We start from the raw sequence: 24,895 nt of genomic DNA, 5'->3' as shown, positions 1-24,895 counted from the left end.
CTACATAGCCACTACGATTAGACTACTTTAGGTAGCATTTTTTTTTTAAAATACTACGGAATCCTTATTAATTACTGGAATAATTGGGAATTGGTCTGTTGATTAAATAAAAGACTGAATTGTATAGTTTTTATATAGTGTCGTTTAGTATTATCTAAATGAATAGGTCTTAAATTTAATAATATGTTAATTGCTAGATGTGATTTCTGTTAAAATCATAACCTTTTAAATTAAAAACGAATTAAATATAAAACCTATGAATAAAATTACCTTTTCATTATTTCTATTTTTCTCGGCTTTTGGGTTTTCTCAAGCGCCAACTGCAGATGCACCAGCGCCACCAGTTAGAAATGCGGTAGATGTGATTTCCGTTTTTAGTGGTGCATATAATAATATTCCAGGGGCTAATTATAATCCGAATTGGGAACAAAGTGGTTTTGGTAGCGCAAGCTCAGTATACGAACCAACAGGATCTGGAGGTTCAGGTAATGTTGTATTAGCCTATCCTAATTTTAATTATCAAGGTGTAGAATTTAACGGAACGTATGACATATCTGCAATGGAATTTTTACATTTAGATGTTTGGACTGTTAATGGGGTTACACCAAATATAGCGGTGATAAGTTCAGGTGCAGAAATCCCTAATGCAATTGCAAATGGAGATGGTGCATGGCAAAGTATAGATATTCCTATTGCAGGTATTACTGGAAACCCTTTAAGTGTTATTCAGTTTAAGTTCGACGGCGGCAATGGGTCTTCACAAGCTATTTATGTAGATAATTTATATTTTTGGAAAACTGCAGCTGCGCCAGGAACGGATGCAACGATCAGTGCTTTACAGGTTGATGGAGTTGCCGTTGCTGGTTTTACACCTAATTCTGAATCGTATTCAGTTGAATTACTTGGAGGAACAACGGTTGTACCTCAAATAACTTTAGCGACAACTGCAGATGCTTTAGCTTCAAGAACAATAACTCAAGCATCTGGTATACCTGGAGATGCGACAGTTTTGGTAACAGCGCAAAATGGTACAACAACAAAGACCTATAGCGTATCTTTTTATATTGGAGCACCAAATACAGATGCACCAACACCACCAGCTAGAAATGCGGTAGATGTGATTTCCGTTTTCAGTGGTGCATATACTAATATATCAGGCGCTAATTACAATCCAAATTGGCAACAAAGTGGCTTTGGTAGTGCAAGCTCAGTATACGAACCAACAGGATCTGGAGGTTCAGGGGATGTTGTATTAGCCTATCCTAATTTTAATTATCAAGGTTTAGAATTTAACGGGACATATGACATGTCTGCAATGGAATTTTTACACTTAGATATTTGGACTGTTGATGGCGTAGCGCCAAATATAGCAGTGATAAGTTCAGGTGCAGAAATCCCTAATGCAATTGCAAATGGAGATGGTGCATGGCAAAGTATAGATATTCCTATGTCGGGTATTACTGGAAACCCTTTGAGTATTATTCAGTTTAAGTTCGATGGTGGTAATGGGTCTTCACAAGCTATTTATGTAGATAATTTATATTTTTGGAAAACGGCAGCTGCCCCAGGAACAGATGCAACTATTAGTGCTTTACAGGTTGACGGAGTTGCCGTTGCTGGTTTTACACCTAATTCTGAATCATATTCAGTTGAATTACTTGGAGGAACAACGGTTGTACCTCAAATAACTTTAGCGACAACTACAGATGCTTTAGCTTCAAGAACAATAACTCAAGCATCTGGTATACCTGGAGCTGCGACAGTTTTGGTAACAGCACAAAATGGTACAACAACAAAGACCTATAGCGTATCTTTTTATATTGGAGCACCAAATACAGATGCACCACCACCACCAGCTAGAAATGCGGTAGACGTGCTTTCAATTTTTAGTGGTGCATATAATAATATATCAGGCGCTAATTACAATCCAAATTGGCAACAAAGTGGCTTTGGTAGTGCAAGTTCAGTATACGGGCCAACAGGATCTGGAGGCTCAGGGGATGTTGTATTAGCCTATCCTAATTTTAATTATCAAGGCATAGAATTTAATGGAACGTATGATATATCTGAAATGGAATTTTTACATTTAGATATTTGGACTGTTGATGGTGTAGCGCCAAATATAGCTGTAATAAGTTCAGGTGCAGAAATCCCTAATACAATTTCAAATGGGGATGGTGCATGGCAAAGTATAGACATTCCTATTGCAGGTATTACTGGAAATCTTTTGAGTGTTATTCAGTTTAAGTTTGAAGGAGGTAACGGGTCCTCACAAGCTATTTATGTAGATAATTTATATTTCTATAAAGGATTGGCCTTAGGAACAGATGACTTTGAGGTGACAGAGTTTAATGTTTATCCCAACCCAACTGATAATATTTGGAATATTAGAAGCAACCAAAATATAGATTCAATTCAAGTTTTTGATGTCTTAGGAAAACAAGTAATTACGCTAACTCCAAATTCGAATACAGCGTCTATTGATGCTTCTAGATTAATTGATGGTATATATTTTGCTAGATTAAGTTCTATTAAAGGATCAACATCAGTAAAACTGATAAAAAAATAATACGACAAGCAGCGCTTATAATTAATTATTGAGTAAGCCATATTGTATTTATCAATATGGCTTTTTAATTTTAAAACAACAGTTCAAATTTCTATAATGTTATATCTTTACTACAGTGAATTAATTTTAAATTAATTATGAAGAATACTAAGATTCAATTTTTAATAATAGTTACAATTTGTTTGTTATTACTTAACTGTAATCAAGAGCCAAAAAGAGACTTGTACCCAGAGGTGTTAGTTAGTGGTTTTGAGTTATTATCTGCTGAAAAAACGGGAATAGATTTCAATAATGCTATTAAAGAGTCTGAAACAGTAAATCACTTATACTATAACCAATTATATAGTGGAGCGGGTGTGGCAATTGGCGATATAAATAATGATGGTCTTCCAGATATATTTTTTTGTGGAAATCAAGTTAGCGATAGGTTATATCTAAACAAAGGAGATTTAAAGTTTGAAGATATTACTAAAAAATCGAAAGCAGCAAGTCATTCTGGTTGGTCTTGGGGAGTGACTATGGCTGATGTTAATAATGATGGGTATTTAGATATATATGTAAGTAGAAATGGGGAGTCTATGAATCCAGAAAATCGTAAAAACCAATTATACATAAATAACCAAGATCTTACTTTTACAGAATCTGCTATGCTATACGGACTCGCAGACGCTGGGTTTTCGTCTCAAGCAGTTTTTTTCGATATGGATAATGATGGCGATTTAGACATGTACCAGGTCAATCAACTTCCAGATTCAAGATTATTTAAACGTTATACAAACATTCCTAAAAATCGCGAGAAATTCTATACAGATAAATTGTATAGAAATGACCTTGGGAAATATAGAGATGTTTCTAAAGAAGTTGGTATCTCTAGAGATATGACTTACGGATTAAGTGTTAGTGCGTCTGATTTTAACAATGATGGTTGGACAGATTTATATATTGCTAATGATTATGACAAACCTGATGTCCTGTATTATAATAATGGAAATGGAACCTTTAAAAATGTAACTGATGATAGCCTTAAACACATGTCTCAATATAGTATGGGAACAGATACTGGTGATATAAATAATGATGGGTTTATAGATCTAATTACTTTGGATATGGCTTCTGATGACCACTACCGTTCTAAGACTAATATGGGATCCATGAGTATTGAAAAATTTCATGAGTTGGTAAATACGGGTAACCATTATCAATACATGTCAAACACTCTACAAATAAATAATGGAAGTGGTTTTTCAGATATTGCTAATGTTGCTGGAATAGCAAAAACAGATTGGAGTTGGGCTGGCTTATTAGTTGATTTGGATAATGACGGGTTTAAAGATATCATAATATCTAACGGAGTGAAAAAAGACGTTAGAAACAATGACTTCTTAACGGGTTTATACGAAAAACTAAAAACCGATTCTCAAGACTTTTTGAGTATGTCTAAATCAGCACCTTCAGTGCCGCTGTCTAATTATGCTTTTAAAAACACAGGTAATTTGAAATTTGAAAAAGCTGCCGAAAATTGGAACTTTGATACACCAAGTTTTTCTAGCGGAATGTCTTATGGCGATTTAGATAATGATGGTGATTTAGATATCGTTATAAATAATATGGAGGCATCAGCATTTGTTTATGAAAATAAAACAAATGGGAATTTTCTTAAGATTGAACTAGAGGGGTCAGACAGTAATAAACTAGGTTATGGTGTAAAAGCCATTATTCATCACAACGGAAAGACACAAACTGGAGAAAACACTGTAACTCGTGGTTATTTATCATCTGTAGAACCAGGGTTGTTCTTCGGGTTGGGAAAAGATATAGAAGTTACTAAAGTAGAAGTGATATGGCCAGATGGGAAAATCAACATATTTGAAAATGTAAGCGCTAATATAAAATTAACAGCAAATTATTCTAAAGCCAAAATTATTTCAAAAACACAAAATAATAAGGAAACAATATTTAATCAAACGAAAGCATCAGACTTAGGAATCACTTTTGTTCATCAAGAAAACGATTTCAATGAATATGAGGAGGAAGTTTTGTTACCACATAATATTTCACAAAATGGACCTTTTACCTCCGTAGCTGATGTTAACAACGATGGTTTAGATGATTTGTTTATTGGAGGAGCAGCTGGTCAAGAAGGGGTTCTTTATATACAAAAGCCAAACAAGAGTTTTGTAGAAAATGCATCTCAACCTTGGGAACTAGATAAAAAATCTGAAGATCTTGGAGCCCTATTTTTAGATGTTGATGCTGACAATGATATGGATTTATACATAACTAGTGGTGGAAGTGAATACGCTCAAGGAAGCCCTTTGTTAAAAGATAGGTTATATATAAATAATGGTTTAGGAGAGTTTACTAAAAATGATAAAGCACTTCCTAATATTTATGAAAGTACTGAGTGTGTTAAGTCTTCTGATATTGATAATGATGGCGATTTAGATTTGTTTATTGGTACAAGAATTAAATCAGGACAATATGGGTTTCCTGCCACTAGTTATATTCTTATTAATGATAAAGGAATCTATACTAAGGCTTCTAGCGGAGTAGCCGTAGATTTGAGTAATATTGGTATGGTAACAGATGCTGTTTTTACAGACATCGATACCGATGGTGATGATGATTTAATGATTGTTGGTGAATGGATGGAGATAAAAGTCTTAGAAAATAACAATGGGATATTTATAAATAATTCAGAAAAATTTGGTTTAAATAATACAAGAGGCTTGTGGTGGTCTATTAGTGCTAACGATATAGATAATGATGGCGACGATGATTATATAGTCGGAAATCTTGGACTAAATAATAAATTCAAAGCAACAATAGAACACCCTTTTAAAGTTTATGTAAATGACTTTGACAATAACGGTACTAATGATGTAGTACTTGCTAAATTTTATAAGGATGCTTATGTTCCCCTAAGAGGAAGAGAATGTACAAGTCAACAAATGCCATATGTGGCAGAAAAGTTTAAGGATTATCACAGCTTTGCGTCTTCTAAATTAATAGATATTCTACCTGAGGATAAAGTGGCAGAGGGCCTTGTTTATGAAATAACTAATTTTGAAAGTGTTATTTTAATTAATGAAGGAGGTAAGCTTGTTAGAAAACCATTACCTATACAAGCTCAAATTACACCTATTAAGTCATCACTAGTAATGGACTTTAATAAAGATGGTCATAAAGACATTTTAACGGTCGGAAATCACTTCGGAGTAGAAGTTGAAACAACTCGTTATGATGCCGGAATTGGTAATATTCTATTGGGTGATGGTCGTAATAATTTTACAAATTTAGCGCCTTTAGATAGCGGTTTATATGTTCCTTTTGACAGTAGGGATGCTAAGATTATAAATCAAAGTAATAGAAGTTTATTAATTATTAGTAACAATAATGCACCAGTCTCTGTTTTTAGTTTTAATAATTAATAGCTTCTAGTTATTGCTTTGTCCAATTTTTAACAACAATATTCAAAAAACTCTCGTCTTTAGATAGGTAATCTTAATAAATTAATACTTAAATCTAATTTTACGCATAAAATTAATGCTACAACTAATTGTTTTAAGCGCTACAAGTATTGAAGCTACCACAACATGACCTATACAAAGCTTAATTCCTCAATGATGTAGTAGTCTTTTGTTAACTTCTAAAAGTCGTTAAAAGCTTGTTCTAATTGATATAATCACCAAACTCACAATAAAAACTAAGTTTTATTACGATGTATGCTTTTTGTAGTGCATAATATATAGGATTCCGTAATAAACCATCATAAATTTAAAAGAATTAAAATTCGTGATCTTACCGTTGTTTAGTAAAAGCAGTTCCAGACATTAATTTTGATAAAATTAATTAATTAATTAAAAATATAATTATTATGAAGAAAATTACTTTAATGTTAACCCTTCTAGCAGTATCCTATGGTTACTCTCAAGGAGCATTGCCTTATGATTTTGGGACAGTAGCAGTACCTACAACTCATGGCTTCATTGCCGATGGGATTGGAAATACTGTAGGAAATGATGTAGATCCAGATGATGCGACCAATTCTGTTCTAACGACAACGGGTAGTGGAGAAAACTGGGATAATGCCCAAGTTACCTTTACAGCACCTATTGATTTATCTGATAATGATAATAATGTTATTAAGTTTAAGTTTAAGGCAACATCTGGAACTGGCGTTGGAACACACGCTTTGAAATTTGAAGGAGGACCTCCAGGAGACCCTCAAATTACTTTTAACACTACAGATAATGCATGGACTACTATTGAGTTAGACTTTCCAGGCGGCTTAGGCACATATAACAAAATGGTGATTTTCACTGATTTTGGTGATGGAAACACTGGTGTTGGCACTTATTTAATAGATGATATTGAAATAACAGGAGCTCCTTGTTTATCTCCAATATTATCACCTACGGAAATTGATTTTAGTGATCCTGAAGATAGCCAATTTATTGGAGGTGATGGTGCTGTTGTTACTTTTACTGCTGCAGAAGAAATGCAAATTCAAGGGGTAGGAGCAAATTGGGACAATGCTCAAATTTCATTTTGTAACCCTACGGATCTTTCAGATAATGATAACAATTCTTTAAGATTTAGAATGAGATCAACTACCGCTGTTGCTGGTGAGGTGCATAACCATGGTGTGAGTTTTCAGCCTGTTGCTGGAGCTTCTGAGTTAAACTTTACTACAACCGGACAAGATTGGATCGATGTAGAATTAGATTTTCCTGCGGGCCTTTCTGCTTATCCTACAATGGTGATCTTTGTAGATAATCCAATTTTTGGAGTGGGTGGAACGAATACAGATACTGGAACGTATTTAATTGATGACATTACACTTGGTGCAACTGTTTTAGGAGTAGATGACTTTGTAGTATCAGAATTTATTGTATTTCCTAACCCAAGTAATACGATCTGGAATGTGAAAAGCACTAAAAACATTAATACTTTACAGGTATTTGATGTTTTAGGAAAACAAGTACTTTCATTAAGTCCAAATTCGGATACGGCATTAATTGATGCTTCTGGATTAAGAAACGGGATATATTTTGCTAGATTTAATTCTGCTGAAGGTACTAAAACTGTAAAGTTATTAAAAAATTAACTCTACAAGATAACACGTTATAATTAGCGATAATAATTTGATAAAGCCACATTGTATTTTGTCAATGTGGCTTTTGTTATAAAAATGATAATATGAAAAACAATTTAATTTTATATTTAAGTACTGTAATATTCTTATTAATCGGTCTCAGTGTAAATGCTCAAGGAACGTGTATAACAACTTCTAATGCTGCAGCTCAAGGGTCTTTATCTGTAGGGATTAAAACAACTTATGAAACCTTGGCTAATGGAACTGATGTGACCATTACATTTGAGCTATTGGATGTTGATAAAACTGTCGATATAGCTTATTTGTGGAATCCAGATCCAAATTTTTCAGAAACTCAAATGACTAATGTTGGTGTAAATACATTTTCGATTACGTTAAATAGTCAAATGGGAATAATCACCAAAGCTTGTAAAATGGTAATAAATGGTGGAGGCCAAATAGTGTCTAATTATATTGATTATGAAGTGAATACAGATTGTTCAGCAACAAACGATGTAATCGCTCCAGACGCCTTTATTGCTTCTGTAGGTGCTAGTACAGCCTTTTCTGTAGAATTGCTTTTAAATGCTAACGATGCTTCTGGTACTATCTTGTATAGAGTCACGTACAATGCCATTGAAAAAGCAATTTCTGCGCCAGCCGGAACACAAAAATCATTTTTAATTGCGGGATTAGATCCTTTAACGGATTATAACTTTAATGTTACAGCCAGTGATTTGGCAGGTAATCAAGCAGCTAATAATCCTATTCCTTTGTCGGCATCAACACTAGAAGATACAAGTACAGACTGTGAAGGGACGTCAGCTGATACACAGCAGGGAACTTCTTTTTCTATTGGCTATAACTATTCCTTTGTTACTCAAGGAAATGATGTTGAATTTACATTTGAATTACTGGATACTGATAAAGTAGGTGTGGTTGCTTATTTATGGAGAGCTCCACCTGATTTTTTGGAAACTCAAATGGATAATGTGCCAGGTACTACGATTTTTACTAAAATAGTAACTAATCAAACTATGGGTGCAACTGTGAGTTACGCATGCAAGTTTGCTTATCAAGGAGGCCTTTCAATAACAAAATATTTCTTATATGAAGTTGGGAGTGATTGCTTATTAAGTATTGATGATTTTGAAACAAATGCGTTCAAAATTTTCCCTAACCCTACAAATGGTAACTGGCATATTTCTAGTAGTTTAATTATTAATACCGTGGCTGTTTATGATGTATTAGGTAAGAGAGTGATGTCTTTAACTCCTAATGTAAATGAAATCGTAATTGATGCATCGTCGTTAAAATCTGGAATGTATTTTGCAAGAGTTGAAAATATTAATGGAATTAAGACTGTTAAACTCATCAAAGAATAAATAGATTTTAATATCTATAAAATATTAAAGCGTGTTTATTTTTTATAGACACGCTTTCCTTATATATCTAATTTAGATAGCTAACTTTACAATACAAATTATAACGTAAAATTGATATGTTGAAAAAATTAATCTTTATGGTGTTCTTAACTGGTTTGATACTTTGTTGTTCTCAAAAGAATAACAAGGTTGTGGTGACTAAAGAAAAGATTGAGGAGGCCAATGACTTAATAAATGAAACGAGTCCATACTTACTGCAACATGCCTATAATCCAGTGGATTGGAAGGCATGGAATAAAGGATCATTAAAATTAGCAGAAGATCAAAATAAACTCATTGTTATTTCCGTAGGTTATTCTGCCTGCCATTGGTGCCATGTTATGGAGGAAGAGAGTTTTGAAAATGACGCTGTGGCTAAACTTATGAATGATAATTTTATCAGTATTAAAGTTGATCGAGAAGAACGACCTGATGTGGATCAAATTTATATGAATGCTGTTCAACTTATGACAGGAAGTGGTGGTTGGCCATTAAACTGTATAACACTGCCAGACGGAAGACCTGTTTTTGGAGGTACCTATTTTACAAAAGCACAATGGACTAAAATATTAGAAGACATATCCACTTTATACAAAAATGATCCTGATAAGGTTATTGGATATGCCGAAAGACTAACAGAAGGTGTACAAAATTCTGGTTTAATTACAATTAATAAAGAAGATCTCCAGTTCAATTCAGAGGCTCTAGAAACAATGGTGAACCTTTGGGAATCATCATTAGATTTTCAACGAGGTGGACAAAAAAGGGCGCCTAAGTTTCCAATGCCTAATAATTTAAATTTCTTATTGCGTTACAGTTTTCAATATGAAAATAAAAACCTCCAAGAATATGTATTGACAACCTTAGATAAAATGGCTAATGGAGGTATCTATGATCAAATAGGAGGAGGTTTTTCAAGATACTCTGTTGATGACAGATGGCATGTTCCCCATTTTGAGAAAATGCTTTACGATAATGCACAACTAGTAAGTCTTTATGCTAATGCGTACCAACTAACTCAAAAAGAATCCTATAAAACAGTGGTAATTGAAACGTTAGACTTTATTGATAGAGAATTAACTCAAGAAGATGGTGCGTTTTATTCTTCTTTAGATGCCGATAGTAAAACAAACAGTGGCGAATTAGAAGAAGGAGTATTTTATGTTTGGACCAAAGAAGAATTGCAAACAGTGCTTAAATCTGATTTCGAAACATTTAAAGAGTATTACAATGTTAATTCTACTGGCAAATGGGAGAAAAACCATTACATTTTATATAAAACGAAAACAAACAGTGAGTTCTTGACAGCCTATAATATTTCCGAAGAAGATTTAAATAAAAAGATACTAGATTGGAAAACAAAACTTTTTAAAGTGAGAAGCCATAGAAATAGACCTAGAACTGATGATAAGGTATTAACCTCATGGAACGCTCTAATGCTAAAATCATATGTAGATGCGTATCGCGTTTTAGGTGATAAAACGTATTTAGATAAGGCCATAAAAAATGCCAAATTTATAAAAGAAAATCAAATTAATAAAGACGGTTCTTTGTTTCATAATTATAAAAATGGAAAAAGTACTATCGAGGGTTTTTCTGAAGATTATGCGCATACTATTTCAGCATATATAGAATTATATCAAGTAACACTTAATGAAGAGTGGTTGCGTACTGCCAATGCTCTTATGAAATATAACATAGCTCATTTTGTAGATAATAAAAGTGGCATGTTTTATTTCACATCAGATACTGAGACAAATTTAATAACAAGAAAGATTGAAGTTATAGATAATGTCATTCCATCTTCAAATTCTGTTTTAGCAGATAATTTGTTTAAACTAAGCCATTATTACTCAGATAATGAATACAGAGATATGGCTAAACAAATGTTAAGCAATATGAATAATCAATTTGAAAAATCACCATCAGGATATTCAAATTGGCTCTCACTGTATTTAAACTATTCTAATCCGTACTATGAGGTTGCTATCTCTGGAACTAATGCATTAAAGAAATTAGATGAAATTAATCAATATTACTTACCAAATATTCTAATTGCTGGATCAACCAGTGATAGTGATTTGCCTATTATGGAAAGTCGATTTATTGAAGACGACACCTACATATATGTCTGTGTTAATGGTGCTTGTAGATTACCCGTTGAAAACACAAAAGAGGCTGTAGAGCAATTATTAAAGTAATAATCTATTTATTTCTTTAAATAGAATTGCAAACCAGTTAAAATAAAATAGTATTAAGAACAAGTTTAATTTTAAAACATGGTCACACTAAAACATCTTGCAGAACAACTAAACGTTTCGATATCTACGGTTTCTAAAGCACTACATGATAGTGATGAGATTAGTCCAGACACCATTGAACGCGTCAAAGCATTAGCTAAGTTTTTAAACTATAAGCCAAATCGATTAGCGGTGAGTTTAAAAAACAGTAAGACCAATACTATAGGTGTTATTGTACCCAATATTTTAAATCATTTCTTTGCTAAAGCACTTTTTGCGATAGAGCAAGAAGCTACAAAACAGGGGTATAATATTATTACTTGTCTTTCTAATGAGTTGCAGTCTAAGGAGATAAATAGTCTTCAGCTATTGTCTAATGGTAGTGTTGATGGATTTATAATGTCTATGGCGCAAGAAACTCAGGTTGCAAATAAAGTAGACCATATCAACGCTATTTTAAGTCAAAATATCCCAATTGTTTTGTTTGACAGAGTTTCAGAAGATATAGATTGTGATAAAGTTATAATCGATGATTTTGGTGCCGCTTACGAAGCGACGAAACATCTCCTTTCGGAAGGTAGAAAACACATCGTTCTTGTGAGTGATATTGACGAATTAAGTGTTGGTAAATTAAGAACCAGTGGGTATTTAGAGGCATTAAGCGAAGCTTCTAATTACACGAGTGAGCCGGTTATTGTGACTACTAAAAAAGGCAAGAGTATTGAGGAGGTTATTGAACAATTGTTTATTGATAATAGTCATATTGATGCGATCATATCCATTGACAATACAACTGGTGTCATAGCGCTTCAAAAAGCTTTAAATCTTAACTTTAGTATTCCTAAGGAGTTATCAATAATTGGATTCTCAGATGAAAATGTACTACAGTTTACGAATCCAAAACTATCAACTGTTTCTCAGCATACGCTTGATATAGGGAAAGCTTCTGTGAAAATGTTAATCAATAATCTAAACGATAAGACATCTGTAAATAGAACAACTAAAACTATAAAAACAAAACTTGTGTTACGAGGTACAACTCTATAATTTTTCTTCGGAAATTTTAATACTCACATAAATTTATACACGTTATGTAAAACTTTTAATTCAAAACAAATTTCCGTTTTAAAAGGTTTCAAAATGAGTTATCTTTATAAAAAACGCAATCACTTTTGAAATTAATTAAATTTACCAATAAAGGCATTTATTGTATCCTAGGTAAGTTCTATCTGGATCCTTGGTTTCCTGTAGACTACGCTATTATTTCTCATGGTCATGCAGACCACGCAAAATGGGGAATGAAACACTATTTGTGTCACGATGAATCTAAAGCAATTCTACAACATCGCATAGGTCCAGACATTTCTATTGAAAGTTTACCTTATAACAAAGAAGTTATCGTAAACGGAGTTAAAGTGAGCTTCTTTCCTGCAGGTCATATTATCGGCTCTGCTCAAATACGATTAGAATATAAGGGTTTTGTTGTGGTTTTTTCTGGAGATTATAAAGTAAAGAATGACCATTTAACAACACCTTTTGAACCTGTTATATGTAATGAATTTATAACAGAAAGCACGTTTGGGCTCCCCGTTTATAAATGGTTAAAAGAAGACGAACTCCAACGTCAAATGCATAATTGGGTACTTAATAATCAATCTAAAAACCGTACCAGTGTGTTTATTGGCTATTCTTTAGGCAAGGCGCAACGCATTATGAAACTCATGGAAGGTCTCGATGATCTGTATGTGCATTCAGCAATACATAATTGTAATGAAGCGATTAAAACGTCTGGTGTACTGTTACCTGATACCAAATTATGGACAACAGATTCAGATAAAAAAGACATTCAGAATAAAATTGTCATCGTTCCACCAGCATTATTGGGATCTAATATGATCAAACGAATTCCAAATGCAGCAACAGCAATTTGCTCAGGCTGGATGCAAATTCGCGGTAAGCGCAGATGGCAATCTGTAGATGCAGGGTTTCCTGTGAGTGATCATGCAGATTGGGACGGATTATTAACTGCCGTAAAAGCTACTGAAGCAGAAAAAGTATATGTGACGCACGGTTCTCAAGCAACATTTTCAAAATATCTAAACGATATTGGAATCCCATCTGAAGAAGTGTTAACGGAATATGGTAGCAACGAAGATGAAAGCAGCGAAGAAAGCAGTAAAGACACTACCGAAGATTCTAAAACCGTACAGGCCTCATGATTAATTTCTCTGAACTCATAAGTGCTGTTGAAATCACTAATAAAACTAATGATAAAATTGCTGCACTCGTAGCCTATTTTACGCATGCCCCAGATAAAGATAAGTTATGGCTCATCGCCATTTTTACGGGGAAGCGTCCAAAGCGTCCCATACCATCTGGTGTCATGAGGAAATGGTGCATTGACATCACCAATATTCCTGAGTGGTTATTTCTAGAGAGTTACAGTACCGTTGGTGATTTGGGAGAAACTATGGCATTATTACTACCAGAACCCACCCATCAAATTGAAAAGTCGTTTAGCGAGTGGATGCAAGACATTGTAGAACTCAAAGCAAAAACTGATGAGGAGAAAGAAGCCTATGTTCGTGATGCTTGGTCGGGACTAAAAGCACAAGAACGTTTTATTTTCAATAAGCTTATTGGTGGTAGTTTTAGAGTAGGCGTGTCTAAAAAGACCTTGGTAAATGCTTTGGCTAAATACTCTGGTATTGAAGCGAATCAATTGATGCACAGTATTATTGGTAATTGGGATCTCAACGAGATTACGTTTGATGAATTGCTACAGGGCGAACATATCAATTATGATAATTCTAAACCCTATCCGTTTTGTTTGGCTTATGCTTTAGAAAAAGAGTTGGATGAGTTAGGTGATGTCAAGGATTGGCAAGTGGAGTATAAGTGGGATGGTATTCGCGGACAAATAGTAAAACGAAACAATGAAGTGTTTTTATGGTCAAGAGGCGAGGAGCTTGTCACAGAACAGTTTCCAGAATTGGTGGACGCGGTCCACAAATTAGAAGGTGACTTTGTCGTTGATGGCGAAATTCTAGCCTTAAAAGATAATGGGATTCTATTATTTAACGATTTACAAAAGCGTCTGAATAGAAAAAATGTCACCAAAAAATTATTACAAGAGGTTCCTATCGGTTTCTATGCCTATGACATGATGGAGTGGGATAAAGAAGATATTAGAGCGCAACCACTTAGTTTTAGAAGAGAGCAATTAGAAAAGTTGTTTAATACCGAAGCTACCGATAATAAAACATTGTTTATTTCAGAAGTAATTTCTTCGGAAAACTGGCAAGACCTAATCCCAATTAGAGTAGGAGCAAGAGCAAAAGACAGTGAAGGATTAATGCTAAAACAGAAAGCATCACCATATCATACAGGTCGTAAAAAAGGGGATTGGTGGAAATGGAAAGTCGACCCCTTAACCATAGATGCAGTTATGATCTATGCTCAAAAAGGAAGCGGACGACGAAGTTCTCATTATACGGATTATACCTTTGCAGTCAAAAAAGATGATGGTTTAGTGACGGTCGCAAAAGCCTATTCTGGATTAACCAATGAAGAAATCAAAGCGGTAAGCCAATTTGTAAAGAAGAATTCTATAGAGAAATTCGGTCCCGTACGTACCGTAAAACCAGAACTTGTTTTTGAAATTGCCTTTGAAGGTATCGCTTTAAGTAACCGTCATAAATCTGGAGTAGCATTACGCTTTCCTAGAATTTCTAGATGGCGAAAGGATAAACCTGTAGATGAAATTGACACTATAGAAACTGTTAAACAATTGATTCACTCTCCAAATTGAGTAAAACACTTCAACAATCACAAGGGTATAAAATTATTGAGGATTGGATGGCTTCCAAAGGAAATGTGCCATTCAAATTTCAAGAACAAACCTGGGCTAAATATCATAATGGTTACAGCGGTATGGTGGTTGCTCCAACGGGGTTTGGTAAAACATTTTCAGTGTTTCTGGCAGTTGTTATCGATTATTTAAATTATCCTGAGAAGTATAAAAAAGGATTAAAATTATTGTGGGTGAGTCCGTTGCGTTCTCTAGCAAAAGATTTGGCAAAAGCCATGACCATAGCAGTTGAAGAGATTGGCTTAGATTGGGAAGTCGCTGTTCGTAATGGAGATACGCCAGCTAATGTGCGTCGCAAACAAGAGCGATTAATGCCTGATGTCTTAATCGTCACACCAGAAACCATACATCTTTTGTTTTCTCAAAAGAAAAACTCACGTTGGTTCAAAAATGTGAATTGTGTTGCTGTAGATGAGTGGCATGAGCTTTTAGGTAACAAAAGAGGGATTTTAGTAGAGCTGGCAATAGCACGATTGCTTAAACTTTCCGCAGGAACAAAAATATGGGGAATCACCGCAACTATTGGTAATCTCGAAGAAGCTGGAAAGGTCTTAATCCCATATCCAGAATTAAAAACGGTGATGATTACCGCGAAGGAGAAAAAGAAGATTAAAGTGGTTACGGTGTTGCCAGATGAAGTGGAGGTTTTGCCTTGGGCAGGACATCTTGGTAAAAGTATGGCATTTAAGATTATTCCAATTATTCACGAAAATAATACGACTTTAATTTTTACCAATACTCGCGGACAATCAGAACTTTGGTATCAAATTTTATTGGAAGCAGATCCAGATTTAGCTGGTTTACTCGCTATTCATCATGGATCGATTGATAAAAAATTGCGAAATTGGATTGAAGATAATATTTCTGAAGGGAATCTTAAAGCAGTAGTGTGTACATCTTCTTTAGATTTGGGCGTTGATTTTAAACCCGTAGATTGTGTGATTCAAATTGGATCTGCCAAAGGGATTGCACGTTTTATGCAACGTGCTGGTCGCAGTGGTCATTCGCCATATGAGGTATCTAAAATCTATATTATCCCGACACATTCTTTAGAGATTATTGAAGCCGCAGCACTCAGAGAAGCAGTCGCCGAACGTCGCGTTGAAGCTCGTGAACCTATGGTTTTGACCTATGATGTGATGGTTCAGTTTATGGTCACTTTAGCAGTTGGTGAAGGTTTTAAAGCCCATGAGGTGTATGCGTTATTATTGAGTACACATGCCTTTTCAATGCTAACTGAAGATGAATTTGCTTGGGCGATTCAATTTATAACCCAAGGAGGAAACACATTAAAATTTTACGAAGAGTTTCATAAGGTAGCCAAAGATGAGGACGAGATCTACAGAGCAAAAAGTAGACGAATTAGCATGTTGCATCGTATGAATATGGGCGCAATTGTTAGCGAGGCCATGCTGCGTGTGAAATTTTTGTCTGGTGGATATGTTGGTATGATTGAAGAATATTTTATCACTAAACTAAAACCCAATGATAGTTTTGTGCTCGCAGGTCGTGTTTTAGAATTGACGCATATTAAAGATATGACTGCTTATGTGAGAATCAGTAAAGCTAAGAAAGCAATTACACCAAGTTGGCTGGGCGGTCGGTTACCACTAACGTCGTATATGAGTCATTTTCTTAGGAAGAAATTGAGTGATTCTTTAAATCCTGGTATTAGAGAGCGCGAACTTAAATTTTTACATCCTTTAATTGCACGTCAAAGTGAGTGTTCTCATATTCCAAAAGAAGATGAATTTTTAGTTGAAAAGATACATACTAAAGATGGGTTTCATGTATTTATGTATCCTTTTGAAGGTCGTTTGGTGCATGAAGTCATTTCGGCGTTGATTGCGTATCGTATTAGTAGAATTACTCCGTTAACTTTTACCATTGCTATGAATGATTATGGGTTTGAATTATTAAGCGACCTAGAAATCCCTATACATGAGGATAATATTTGTAAAATTTTAAGTTCAGAGAATTTAATGGATGATGTGATAGCCAGTATTAACGCTGCGGAAATGGCCTCGCGTAAATTTAGAGATATTGCAGTTATTTCTGGACTAGTTGTACAATCCATGCCTGGTAGAAACCAAAATAATAAAAGTTTACAATCGTCATCTGGATTAATTTTTAGAGTTTTAGAAGATAATGAACCTCATAATTTGCTACTGCGACAAGCCTATACAGAAGTTTTTGATCAACAGCTAGAAGAGGTTCGTTTAAAGGCAGCATTTAAACGTATTACTAACAGTAAACTAATAATCAAAGAATCCAATACGTTTACACCTTTGAGTTTTCCAATAAAGGTTGACAGTTTACGTCAATCAATATCAAGTGAAAAGTTAGACAAGCGTATTGAGCGCATTCAAAAAGAAGTCTTTAAAAAGAATAAAAAATGATCTACGCTGAAAAGCAAATCACGATTAGGGGTGAACATTTAATTTTAAATAATTTGAGAGCTCTGTTTTGGCAATGTGAAAGAGCGCTTATTGCTTCAGATTTACATGTAGGGAAGTCGGCACATTTTAGAAAACATGGAATTCCTATTTCGGTGAATGTACAACACAATGATTTGGATCGTCTGTCTTTTTTAGTGTCTCATTATCAAGCTAAAAAGTTGATTGTGGTCGGTGATTTGTTTCACGCGGAAGTCAATACAGATATGAACCTTTTTAAAACGTGGAGAGCTGAACATCCAGATTTAGAAATCATACTCATTAAAGGAAATCACGATCGATTAAAGCATGTCGTTTACGATAGTTTTGATATCAATTGTTGTCAGCAAGAATTGAACTTACAGCCATTTAAATTCATTCATGAGCCTGAATTAGTCGATAATGAGTTTACGATTTCTGGACATATCCATCCAGGTGTTTTAATAAAGACAAAAGGTAAGCAGCGCATTAAGTTGCCCTGTTTTCAAGTTTCAGATTCTAACCTTATTCTGCCAGCTTTTAGTGAATTTACGGGATTGGCAACTTCAAATAATCAAAAGTTTAATACCTATCATGCGTTTACAGAAACTGCATTTTTTGAATTTTAGATAACGCTCTATTGCTATTCGTTTTTAATTTACAACATCGTTTTGTTTAATAAATGCTTAGTTTTGTAGTCATGGACATTACACAAGTTTTAGGATATTTTGGTGCGTTATTGGTTGGCATTGTTTTAGGACTAATTGGAGGAGGTGGCTCAATTTTGACAGTCCCTATTTTGGTGTATTTGTTGATTTTAAATCCGGTCACAGCGACTGCATATTCACTTTTTGTCGTTGGTGTATCCTCTGCATTTGGTGCCATTCAGAATATAAAAAAAGGCTTAGTAGATTTTAAAATAGCATTCGTTTTTGCCATTCCTGCGTTTATTTCGGTTTATATTACTAGAAAATATGTGCTGACTGCGATTCCTACAGAAATAATATCCTTCGGAAATTTTACGCTTACAAAAAATATAGCAATAATGGTGTTATTCGCTATTGTTATGCTGTTGGCTGCTATCCCTATGATTAGAGGTAGAAAAGAAACTAATCAAACCTCTGAAGCCATGAAATTTAATTATCCCCTCATTATAGTTGAAGGTTTTGTAGTTGGACTTCTTACAGGGCTAGTTGGAGCAGGAGGAGGCTTTTTAATTATTCCAGCCTTGGTTTTACTCGCTAAGTTACCAATGAAAAAAGCAGTTGCAACTTCACTTTTAATTATTGCCGTAAAGTCATTGATTGGTTTTATCGGTGATGTAGAGAACTTAGAAATTGATTGGACGTTTCTTTTGACTTTTACAGTTATTTCTGTTATTGGAATTTTTATTGGTAGCTATCTTTCTAATTTTATTGACGGAAAGAAATTAAAAAAAGGATTTGGCTATTTTGTGTTAATTATGGGTGTCTACATCTTGTTTAAAGAGTTGTTTTAAATGGATTCATTTGATGAGAGCTATTGGGATAATAGATATAAGCAACATACTGATGCTTGGGGTTTGGGAAAGGTATCTCCTCCAATCAAGGCTTATTTTGATCAAATTGAGGATAAGTCACTTCGAATATTAATTCCTGGTGGCGGAAACTCATATGAAGCAGAGTATCTGTTTAATAATGGATTTCAAAATGTTTATGTTGTAGACCTGTCTCAAACTGCATTACAAAACATAAAAGCTAGAGTACCTAACTTTTCAGATCCCCAATTATTACATGCTAATTTTTTTGATCTTGAGATGACGTTTGATATTATTATCGAACAAACATTTTTTTGTGCTTTGAATCCTAGCTTGAGAACAGACTATGTTCAGAAAATGCATGAGTTATTAGGTAATAATGGGATCCTTGTTGGACTATTATTTAACCAACCGCTGAATAAAGACAACCCCCCTTTTGGAGGACATAAAGCGTTGTATGTTCATTTTTTTGATTCACTTTTTAACATTCAAATCATAGAAGATTGCTATAACTCTATAGCGTCTAGAATGGGTGATGAGCTTTTTTTTAAATTTTTAAAAAAGTAAATTAGAAAATCTTTATTTTCATGATTTATATCATGTTTTCTATAAATATAGAATTGTAATTTTATTGTGTAAAATTAAATTATTATGATTCAAAATATAGCGTTATACAATTCTAATGTGACCATAATCATGGTTGTCGTTTTTATTTTAGTTTGTCTAGTTTTAGTAGGCTTCTTAGTTAAGTCGATGTCTGGTGGTGATACAACTAACAGTGATAGCCATACAGATATTAATGAGGAATAAGTGTCCTATATGATTTATGGAGTAGACGCGTTATCAAATTCTTATGACGTACTATTTTAAAAAATAATACTAAAAGTATGTAACATTTCAATACTATTTGCGTCCTATAGGTGTTCAATCAAATCAAAATCAAAACATTATGAGACACGACAATCAACTTTTAGTATTAACCCATTTGAGTCAATTACTGACTTTTATTACAGGATTCGGCGGACTCATAGTTCCATTAGTGATATGGGCAACTCAAAAGGAAACTGTCTATAACATGGATCAACAGGGGAGAAAAATTGTGAATTTTCAATTAAGTATGTTAGTCTATAGTATCATTTGTATTCCTTTTGTATTTGTGATTGTTGGTATTTTTGGATTAATAGCTTTATGCTTATTATCTTTTATATTCCCAATAATGAATGCAATTAAAGCAAGTCATGGAGAGTCACCAAAATATCCTTTATCTCTTAATTTTATTAGTTAGTTATTTTTAAATGGAGGTAAAATGAAAACGCGCACTTAAAGAGTGCGCGTTTTATATATATTCCTTAGAAGGTGTTTTTAATTTTAGTACAAATAGAAACGCAACTTATTGAGTTGCATTTCTATATTTTAAATCGAAACTTATTTATTTTTTCGACTACGAGAGGTCTGTCTTCACAGGACTTAATTGTTTAACATTACAGGCATTACCAACATTGTTACATGCTCTCCTTCATCTAAACCATCAATAGGCGTTAAGATTCCAGCCCTATTTGGTAAACTCATTTCTAATTGTACGTTATCTGCATTGAGGTTGTTCAACATTTCGGTTAAGAAACGAGAGTTAAAACCAATTTGCATGTCGTCCCCTTGATAATCACAAGTTAAACGTTCTTCTGCTTTATTAGAGTAATCGATGTCTTCTGCAGATATATTTAATTCAGCACCAGCAATCTTTAAACGTATTTGGTGCGTCGTTTTATTAGAAAAGATACTTACACGACGAACAGAATTTAAAAACTGAGTTCTGTCTATAGTTAATTTATTTGGATTCTCTTTAGGAATAACCGCTTCATAATTTGGATATTTTCCATCAATCAAACGACAAACTAAAATAGTGTTTTCAAAAGTGAATTTAGCATTAGAATCGTTGTATTCAATCGTTACGGCATCATCAGTAGCAGCTAGAATTCCTTTTAATAGGTTTAATGGTTTCTTAGGCATTATAAATTCTGCAACTTGGTCAGCTTTAACATCTTCACGAGTGTACTTTACTAGTTTGTGAGCGTCGGTTGCAACAAAGGTTAATCCTTCCGTAGAAAATTGAAAAAACACACCACTCATTACAGGGCGTAAATCATCATTACCTGCAGCAAAAATTGTTTTACTAATTGCAGTGGCTAATATTTCTCCAGAAATAGTTGTTGTACTTGGGTTATCTAATTCAACAGACTTTGGAAACTCATTTCCATCTGCATAAGCAAGTGCATATTTACCGTGGTTTGAGCTTATCTCAACAGTGTTGTTATCTTCAACAACAAATGTCAATGGCTGCTCAGGAAATGTCTTTAATGTATCTAAAAGCAAACGTGCTGGCAACGCAATATTGCCATCTTCATCACTTTCTACATCTAGAGTTGATGACATGGTTGTCTCTAAATCACTCGAAGAAACAATCAATTTTGAATCTTTTAACTCGAATAGAAAATTATCTAAAATAGGTAATGTGTTAGAACTATTAATAACACCTCCTAATACTTGTAGTTGTTTGAGTAAATAGGTACTTGATACTATAAATTTCATAAATGATTTATATATAAGATTGAACAACAAATATATTTTATTAAACTGATAATCTAGGTCCTAATTTATACAATTTTATTAACAGTTTTATAATTATAAAAATAATCAGGATTCATTTTTGGTTTTCTAAGCTTGATTATTTTTAATATAATTTTATAAGAAAAATCAATCAAAATGAATTATTTTTATAAAAAAAAGAAAAATTTATGAAAAAAAGTTCATGTTATGTACGTTTTGTACTCCCCTTGTGCCTTGTCATTACGGGCTGTTTGCATGCTCAAACTCAAAAACAAAGAGCTGAGATTGCTAGGACATATAACCAAGAGTTATTAAGAGAAATGACTCTAGACTACTCAAATACTTTTAAAGAAGATTTTGAGGCTGCAAAGGTTTATGCTACTGCTAACAATATTCCTCTAATTATTGAAAAAGAAAATGGAGGTATCGCCGTTTTACACAAGGTTTTAGATGATGGAACATTGCTTTACAAGACGACATCAAATGAAGGCGCTGGAGTTACAGTAAGAACAAACAGGCTATATCCTGGCCCAACAGGAACTCTAGACCTTGAATTGGAAGGAGAAGGGATAATCATGGGGATATGGGATGGTGGATTGGTTTTACCGACTCATGAATTATTTGAAAATAGATCAGTACAGATTGATGGTGCAACGCAAACTAGCAATCATGCTACTCACGTATCAGGAACTATGATTGGATCAGGAACTCCTCAAAACGGAAGTGCTAAAGGTATGGCTCCGAGAGCAACATTGGCTGCAAGCGATTTTAATAATGACTTAGGTGAAATGGCACCTCAAGCGGCATCAGGTCTATTATTATCTAATCATTCATATGGATTCCCACCTGACAATTCTTCAATTTGGTTCATAGGAAATTACAACAATGGTGCTGCTGCTCTTGATAATTTATTGTACAACACACCTTATTACACACCGGTTTATGCCGCTGGTAACAGCAGAAACAATGGTGTAAATGTACTTGATGGTGGTTATGATCTTTTGACGGATGCAGGCGTTTCAAAAAATAATATTGTCGTTGCGGCAGTAAACGGAGTTCCTAATTATTCAGGACCAAATAGTGTTGTGATGTCCGGTTTTAGTTCTTGGGGACCAACAGATGACGGTAGAATAAAACCAGATATATCTGCTAAAGGTGTAAATACATTTTCATCTTTAGCCAGTAGTAATACAGCTTATGCTAACTTTAGTGGGACGTCAATGGCGGCTCCAAGTGTAACAGGTTCTTTGGCATTGTTGCAAGAGTTACATAGTGATATGCTTGGTGATTTTATGAAATCAGCAACTTTAAAAGGTTTAATAATTCATACGGCATTAGAAGCAGGTTCTAGCCCAGGACCAGATTTTAGATTTGGTTGGGGTTTGCTAGATACAGAAGCCTCTGCTAAAGTATTATTGGATGAGGGCTTTAAGTCGCTCGTTGACGAAAATTCATTAGCAAATTCAGAAGTATTCACTCAAACAGTAACATCAAATGGGATTGATCCTTTATTTGTGACAATTTCATGGACAGATTTACCGGGAAATATTCAATCTGCGATACCAGATGATTCAACACCTCGTCTCGTTAATGATTTAGATTTAGTTTTAGAAGATGATAATGGAAACCTATTTTATCCTTGGAGGTTTACTGCAGGATTGGCTTCAAATCCCCCTTCAAAAGGTGTTAATAATGTTGATAATGTTGAAAAAGTAGAAATAGATGCACCTTCAGGTAATTATACTATAAAAGTGACTCATAAAGGAATACTAGTAACCGGTTTGCAAGACTTTTCACTCATAGCTACTGGGATTTCAGAATCTGATTTCACATATACAGCAGATAATATATTAAAGACATTTTGTTCTAATGAAGTTGCTGAATATGAATTTAATTATGAATCTAGTCCTAATTTTAATGGACCAACAACCTTATCTGTAACCGGTTTACCACCTGGTGCAATAGCTACGTTTACACCAGCAGTAATTACTACTGACGAAGATTTTATTTTGCAAATCTCAGGTTTAGACGCTTTAAACACAGGATTATATCCATTCACTGTAACAGGCTCAAGTACTACACTTACAAAAAACATTGATATGGAACTCGAGGTAGAAAGTGCACTTCCTTTGAATCCTACAACAATTAATTACCCAAATGATGGAGAAATTGATGTGTTTATTTTCCCAACATTAACTTGGAATGCTGACCCAAATGCCTCTCTATATACAGTTGAAGTGTCTTCAAACGTGAGCTTTTTTACAAATATATTTGAAGTTTCAACAGTCGATAATAGTATCAGTATTCCTGGTTTAGATAGTAATTCATTGTATTACTGGAGGGTAAAAGCGTTTACTGATTGTGTAGAGGGTGATTTTGTAAATGCTTCTTTTACAACAGAAGCCACAACATGCTCAGCTTTAGCAACTGCAATTGATACGCCTATTTCTATTGATGTAGTTCCTAATGAAATAGAATCTATCATTACGATATCTACAAATGAGAATGTCGTCATAGGCGATATAAATGTAAGTCTAGATTTATCCCACACTTGGTTAGCTGATTTAAAAATTAGTTTAATAAGCCCATCAGGTACTGAGGTTGTTTTAATGGATGGTGCTTGTGGGGAGTCTAATGATGTCAATGTGATTTTTGATGATAGTGGGTCAACCTTTGCCTGTGCGACGACAAGTCCTGCTGTAAGTGGAACGAAGAGAGCTCTAAATTTGTTATCGCCTTTTATTGCTGAAAATTCAGCTGGCGATTGGATTTTAAAAATTGTCGATGGATTTAATCAGGATGGAGGAGTACTAAATAACTTCTCTATAGAGTTTTGTGCTACTGCTGGCACATTAAGTGTTGCCCAAAATGAATTAGATAGTTTTGAACTATTCCCTAATCCAGCAAATGCCTATTTTGAGTTTTCATTATTAAATCAAAACGATTCATTAAATCTTACTATTTATGACCTCAACGGAAGAGTTTTATTAACTGAATCATTCAATAGTGAGCAAAGAAAAATAGTTAATATTGAAAATTTAACTACTGGGATTTATTTTGTAGAAATCAATAACGGAAATCAAAGAGGTATTAAAAAACTTATAATAAAATAGAGTTTAAAGTATTTCATGTACAATTTAAAAAGACCACAGTAGATGT

Annotated in this window: 16 protein-coding genes; 15 read left to right on the top strand and 1 reads right to left on the bottom strand. The window is 34.0% G+C overall.

Features of this window, described 5'->3' with window-relative positions:
- The first annotated feature begins 256 nt into the window (after positions 1-256).
- The 14 genes from H593_RS20280 to H593_RS0117160 all read left to right on the top strand — a co-directional run bounded on the left by H593_RS20280 (position 257) and on the right by H593_RS0117160 (position 20,417).
- The gene (locus tag H593_RS20280) at positions 257-2,569 is read left to right on the top strand and encodes a T9SS type A sorting domain-containing protein (RefSeq protein WP_051229810.1); all 2,313 of its coding nucleotides are present in this window, start codon (positions 257-259) and stop codon (positions 2,567-2,569) included.
- A 137-nt stretch (positions 2,570-2,706) separates the two neighbouring features.
- Positions 2,707-6,000, top strand: a complete 3,294-nt coding sequence (locus tag H593_RS0117215; RefSeq protein WP_028873559.1) for a VCBS repeat-containing protein — start codon at positions 2,707-2,709, stop codon at positions 5,998-6,000.
- Between the two features lie 446 nt (positions 6,001-6,446).
- A complete protein-coding gene (locus tag H593_RS0117210; RefSeq protein WP_028873558.1) occupies positions 6,447-7,679 on the top strand; it encodes a T9SS type A sorting domain-containing protein in 1,233 nt (410 codons plus the stop codon).
- A 92-nt stretch (positions 7,680-7,771) separates the two neighbouring features.
- The gene (locus tag H593_RS0117205; protein ID WP_028873557.1) at positions 7,772-9,052 is read left to right on the top strand and encodes a T9SS type A sorting domain-containing protein; all 1,281 of its coding nucleotides are present in this window, start codon (positions 7,772-7,774) and stop codon (positions 9,050-9,052) included.
- Between the two features lie 116 nt (positions 9,053-9,168).
- Positions 9,169-11,292, top strand: a complete 2,124-nt coding sequence (locus H593_RS0117200) for a thioredoxin domain-containing protein (RefSeq protein ID WP_028873556.1) — start codon at positions 9,169-9,171, stop codon at positions 11,290-11,292.
- A 78-nt stretch (positions 11,293-11,370) separates the two neighbouring features.
- Positions 11,371-12,378: a LacI family DNA-binding transcriptional regulator gene (locus H593_RS0117195; RefSeq protein WP_028873555.1), complete on the top strand. Its 1,008-nt coding sequence runs from the start codon at positions 11,371-11,373 to the stop codon at positions 12,376-12,378.
- A 125-nt stretch (positions 12,379-12,503) separates the two neighbouring features.
- On the top strand, positions 12,504-13,550 hold the full coding sequence (locus H593_RS0117190; protein WP_028873554.1) for a ligase-associated DNA damage response exonuclease: 1,047 nt from the start codon (positions 12,504-12,506) through the stop codon (positions 13,548-13,550).
- Positions 13,547-15,142 carry an ATP-dependent DNA ligase gene (locus H593_RS0117185; RefSeq protein WP_028873553.1) on the top strand — a complete coding sequence of 532 codons (1,596 nt, stop codon included), beginning with the start codon at positions 13,547-13,549 and terminating at the stop codon, positions 15,140-15,142. The genes H593_RS0117190 and H593_RS0117185 overlap by 4 nt, the downstream gene beginning before the upstream one ends.
- The gene (locus tag H593_RS0117180) at positions 15,139-17,601 is read left to right on the top strand and encodes a ligase-associated DNA damage response DEXH box helicase (protein WP_281168588.1); all 2,463 of its coding nucleotides are present in this window, start codon (positions 15,139-15,141) and stop codon (positions 17,599-17,601) included. The genes H593_RS0117185 and H593_RS0117180 overlap by 4 nt, the downstream gene beginning before the upstream one ends.
- On the top strand, positions 17,598-18,245 hold the full coding sequence (pdeM, locus tag H593_RS0117175) for a ligase-associated DNA damage response endonuclease PdeM (RefSeq protein ID WP_051229809.1): 648 nt from the start codon (positions 17,598-17,600) through the stop codon (positions 18,243-18,245). The genes H593_RS0117180 and pdeM overlap by 4 nt, the downstream gene beginning before the upstream one ends.
- Positions 18,246-18,316: 71 nt before the next feature.
- Entirely contained in the window at positions 18,317-19,114 is a 798-nt protein-coding gene (locus tag H593_RS0117170; protein ID WP_028873550.1) for a sulfite exporter TauE/SafE family protein, read from the top strand.
- Positions 19,115-19,699 carry a methyltransferase domain-containing protein gene (locus H593_RS0117165; RefSeq protein WP_028873549.1) on the top strand — a complete coding sequence of 195 codons (585 nt, stop codon included), beginning with the start codon at positions 19,115-19,117 and terminating at the stop codon, positions 19,697-19,699.
- An 84-nt stretch (positions 19,700-19,783) separates the two neighbouring features.
- Positions 19,784-19,942 carry a hypothetical protein gene (locus H593_RS21075; protein WP_169338383.1) on the top strand — a complete coding sequence of 53 codons (159 nt, stop codon included), beginning with the start codon at positions 19,784-19,786 and terminating at the stop codon, positions 19,940-19,942.
- 139 nt (positions 19,943-20,081) lie between these two features.
- Positions 20,082-20,417 carry a DUF4870 domain-containing protein gene (locus H593_RS0117160; RefSeq protein WP_028873548.1) on the top strand — a complete coding sequence of 112 codons (336 nt, stop codon included), beginning with the start codon at positions 20,082-20,084 and terminating at the stop codon, positions 20,415-20,417.
- A gap of 182 nt (positions 20,418-20,599) precedes the next feature.
- On the opposite strand, the gene dnaN is transcribed toward H593_RS0117160, so the two are convergent.
- Entirely contained in the window at positions 20,600-21,718 is a 1,119-nt protein-coding gene (gene dnaN / locus H593_RS0117155) for a DNA polymerase III subunit beta (protein WP_028873547.1), read from the bottom strand.
- Between the two features lie 206 nt (positions 21,719-21,924).
- Between dnaN and H593_RS20275 the strand changes: the two genes are divergently transcribed.
- The gene (locus H593_RS20275) at positions 21,925-24,849 is read left to right on the top strand and encodes a S8 family serine peptidase (protein ID WP_084142368.1); all 2,925 of its coding nucleotides are present in this window, start codon (positions 21,925-21,927) and stop codon (positions 24,847-24,849) included.
- The last annotated feature ends 46 nt before the right edge of the window (positions 24,850-24,895 follow it).

This window comes from Psychroserpens burtonensis DSM 12212, assembly GCF_000425305.1.
Taxonomy (GTDB): Bacteria; Bacteroidota; Bacteroidia; order Flavobacteriales; family Flavobacteriaceae; genus Psychroserpens; species Psychroserpens burtonensis.
This window is presented reverse-complemented; position numbering and strand designations above follow the sequence as displayed.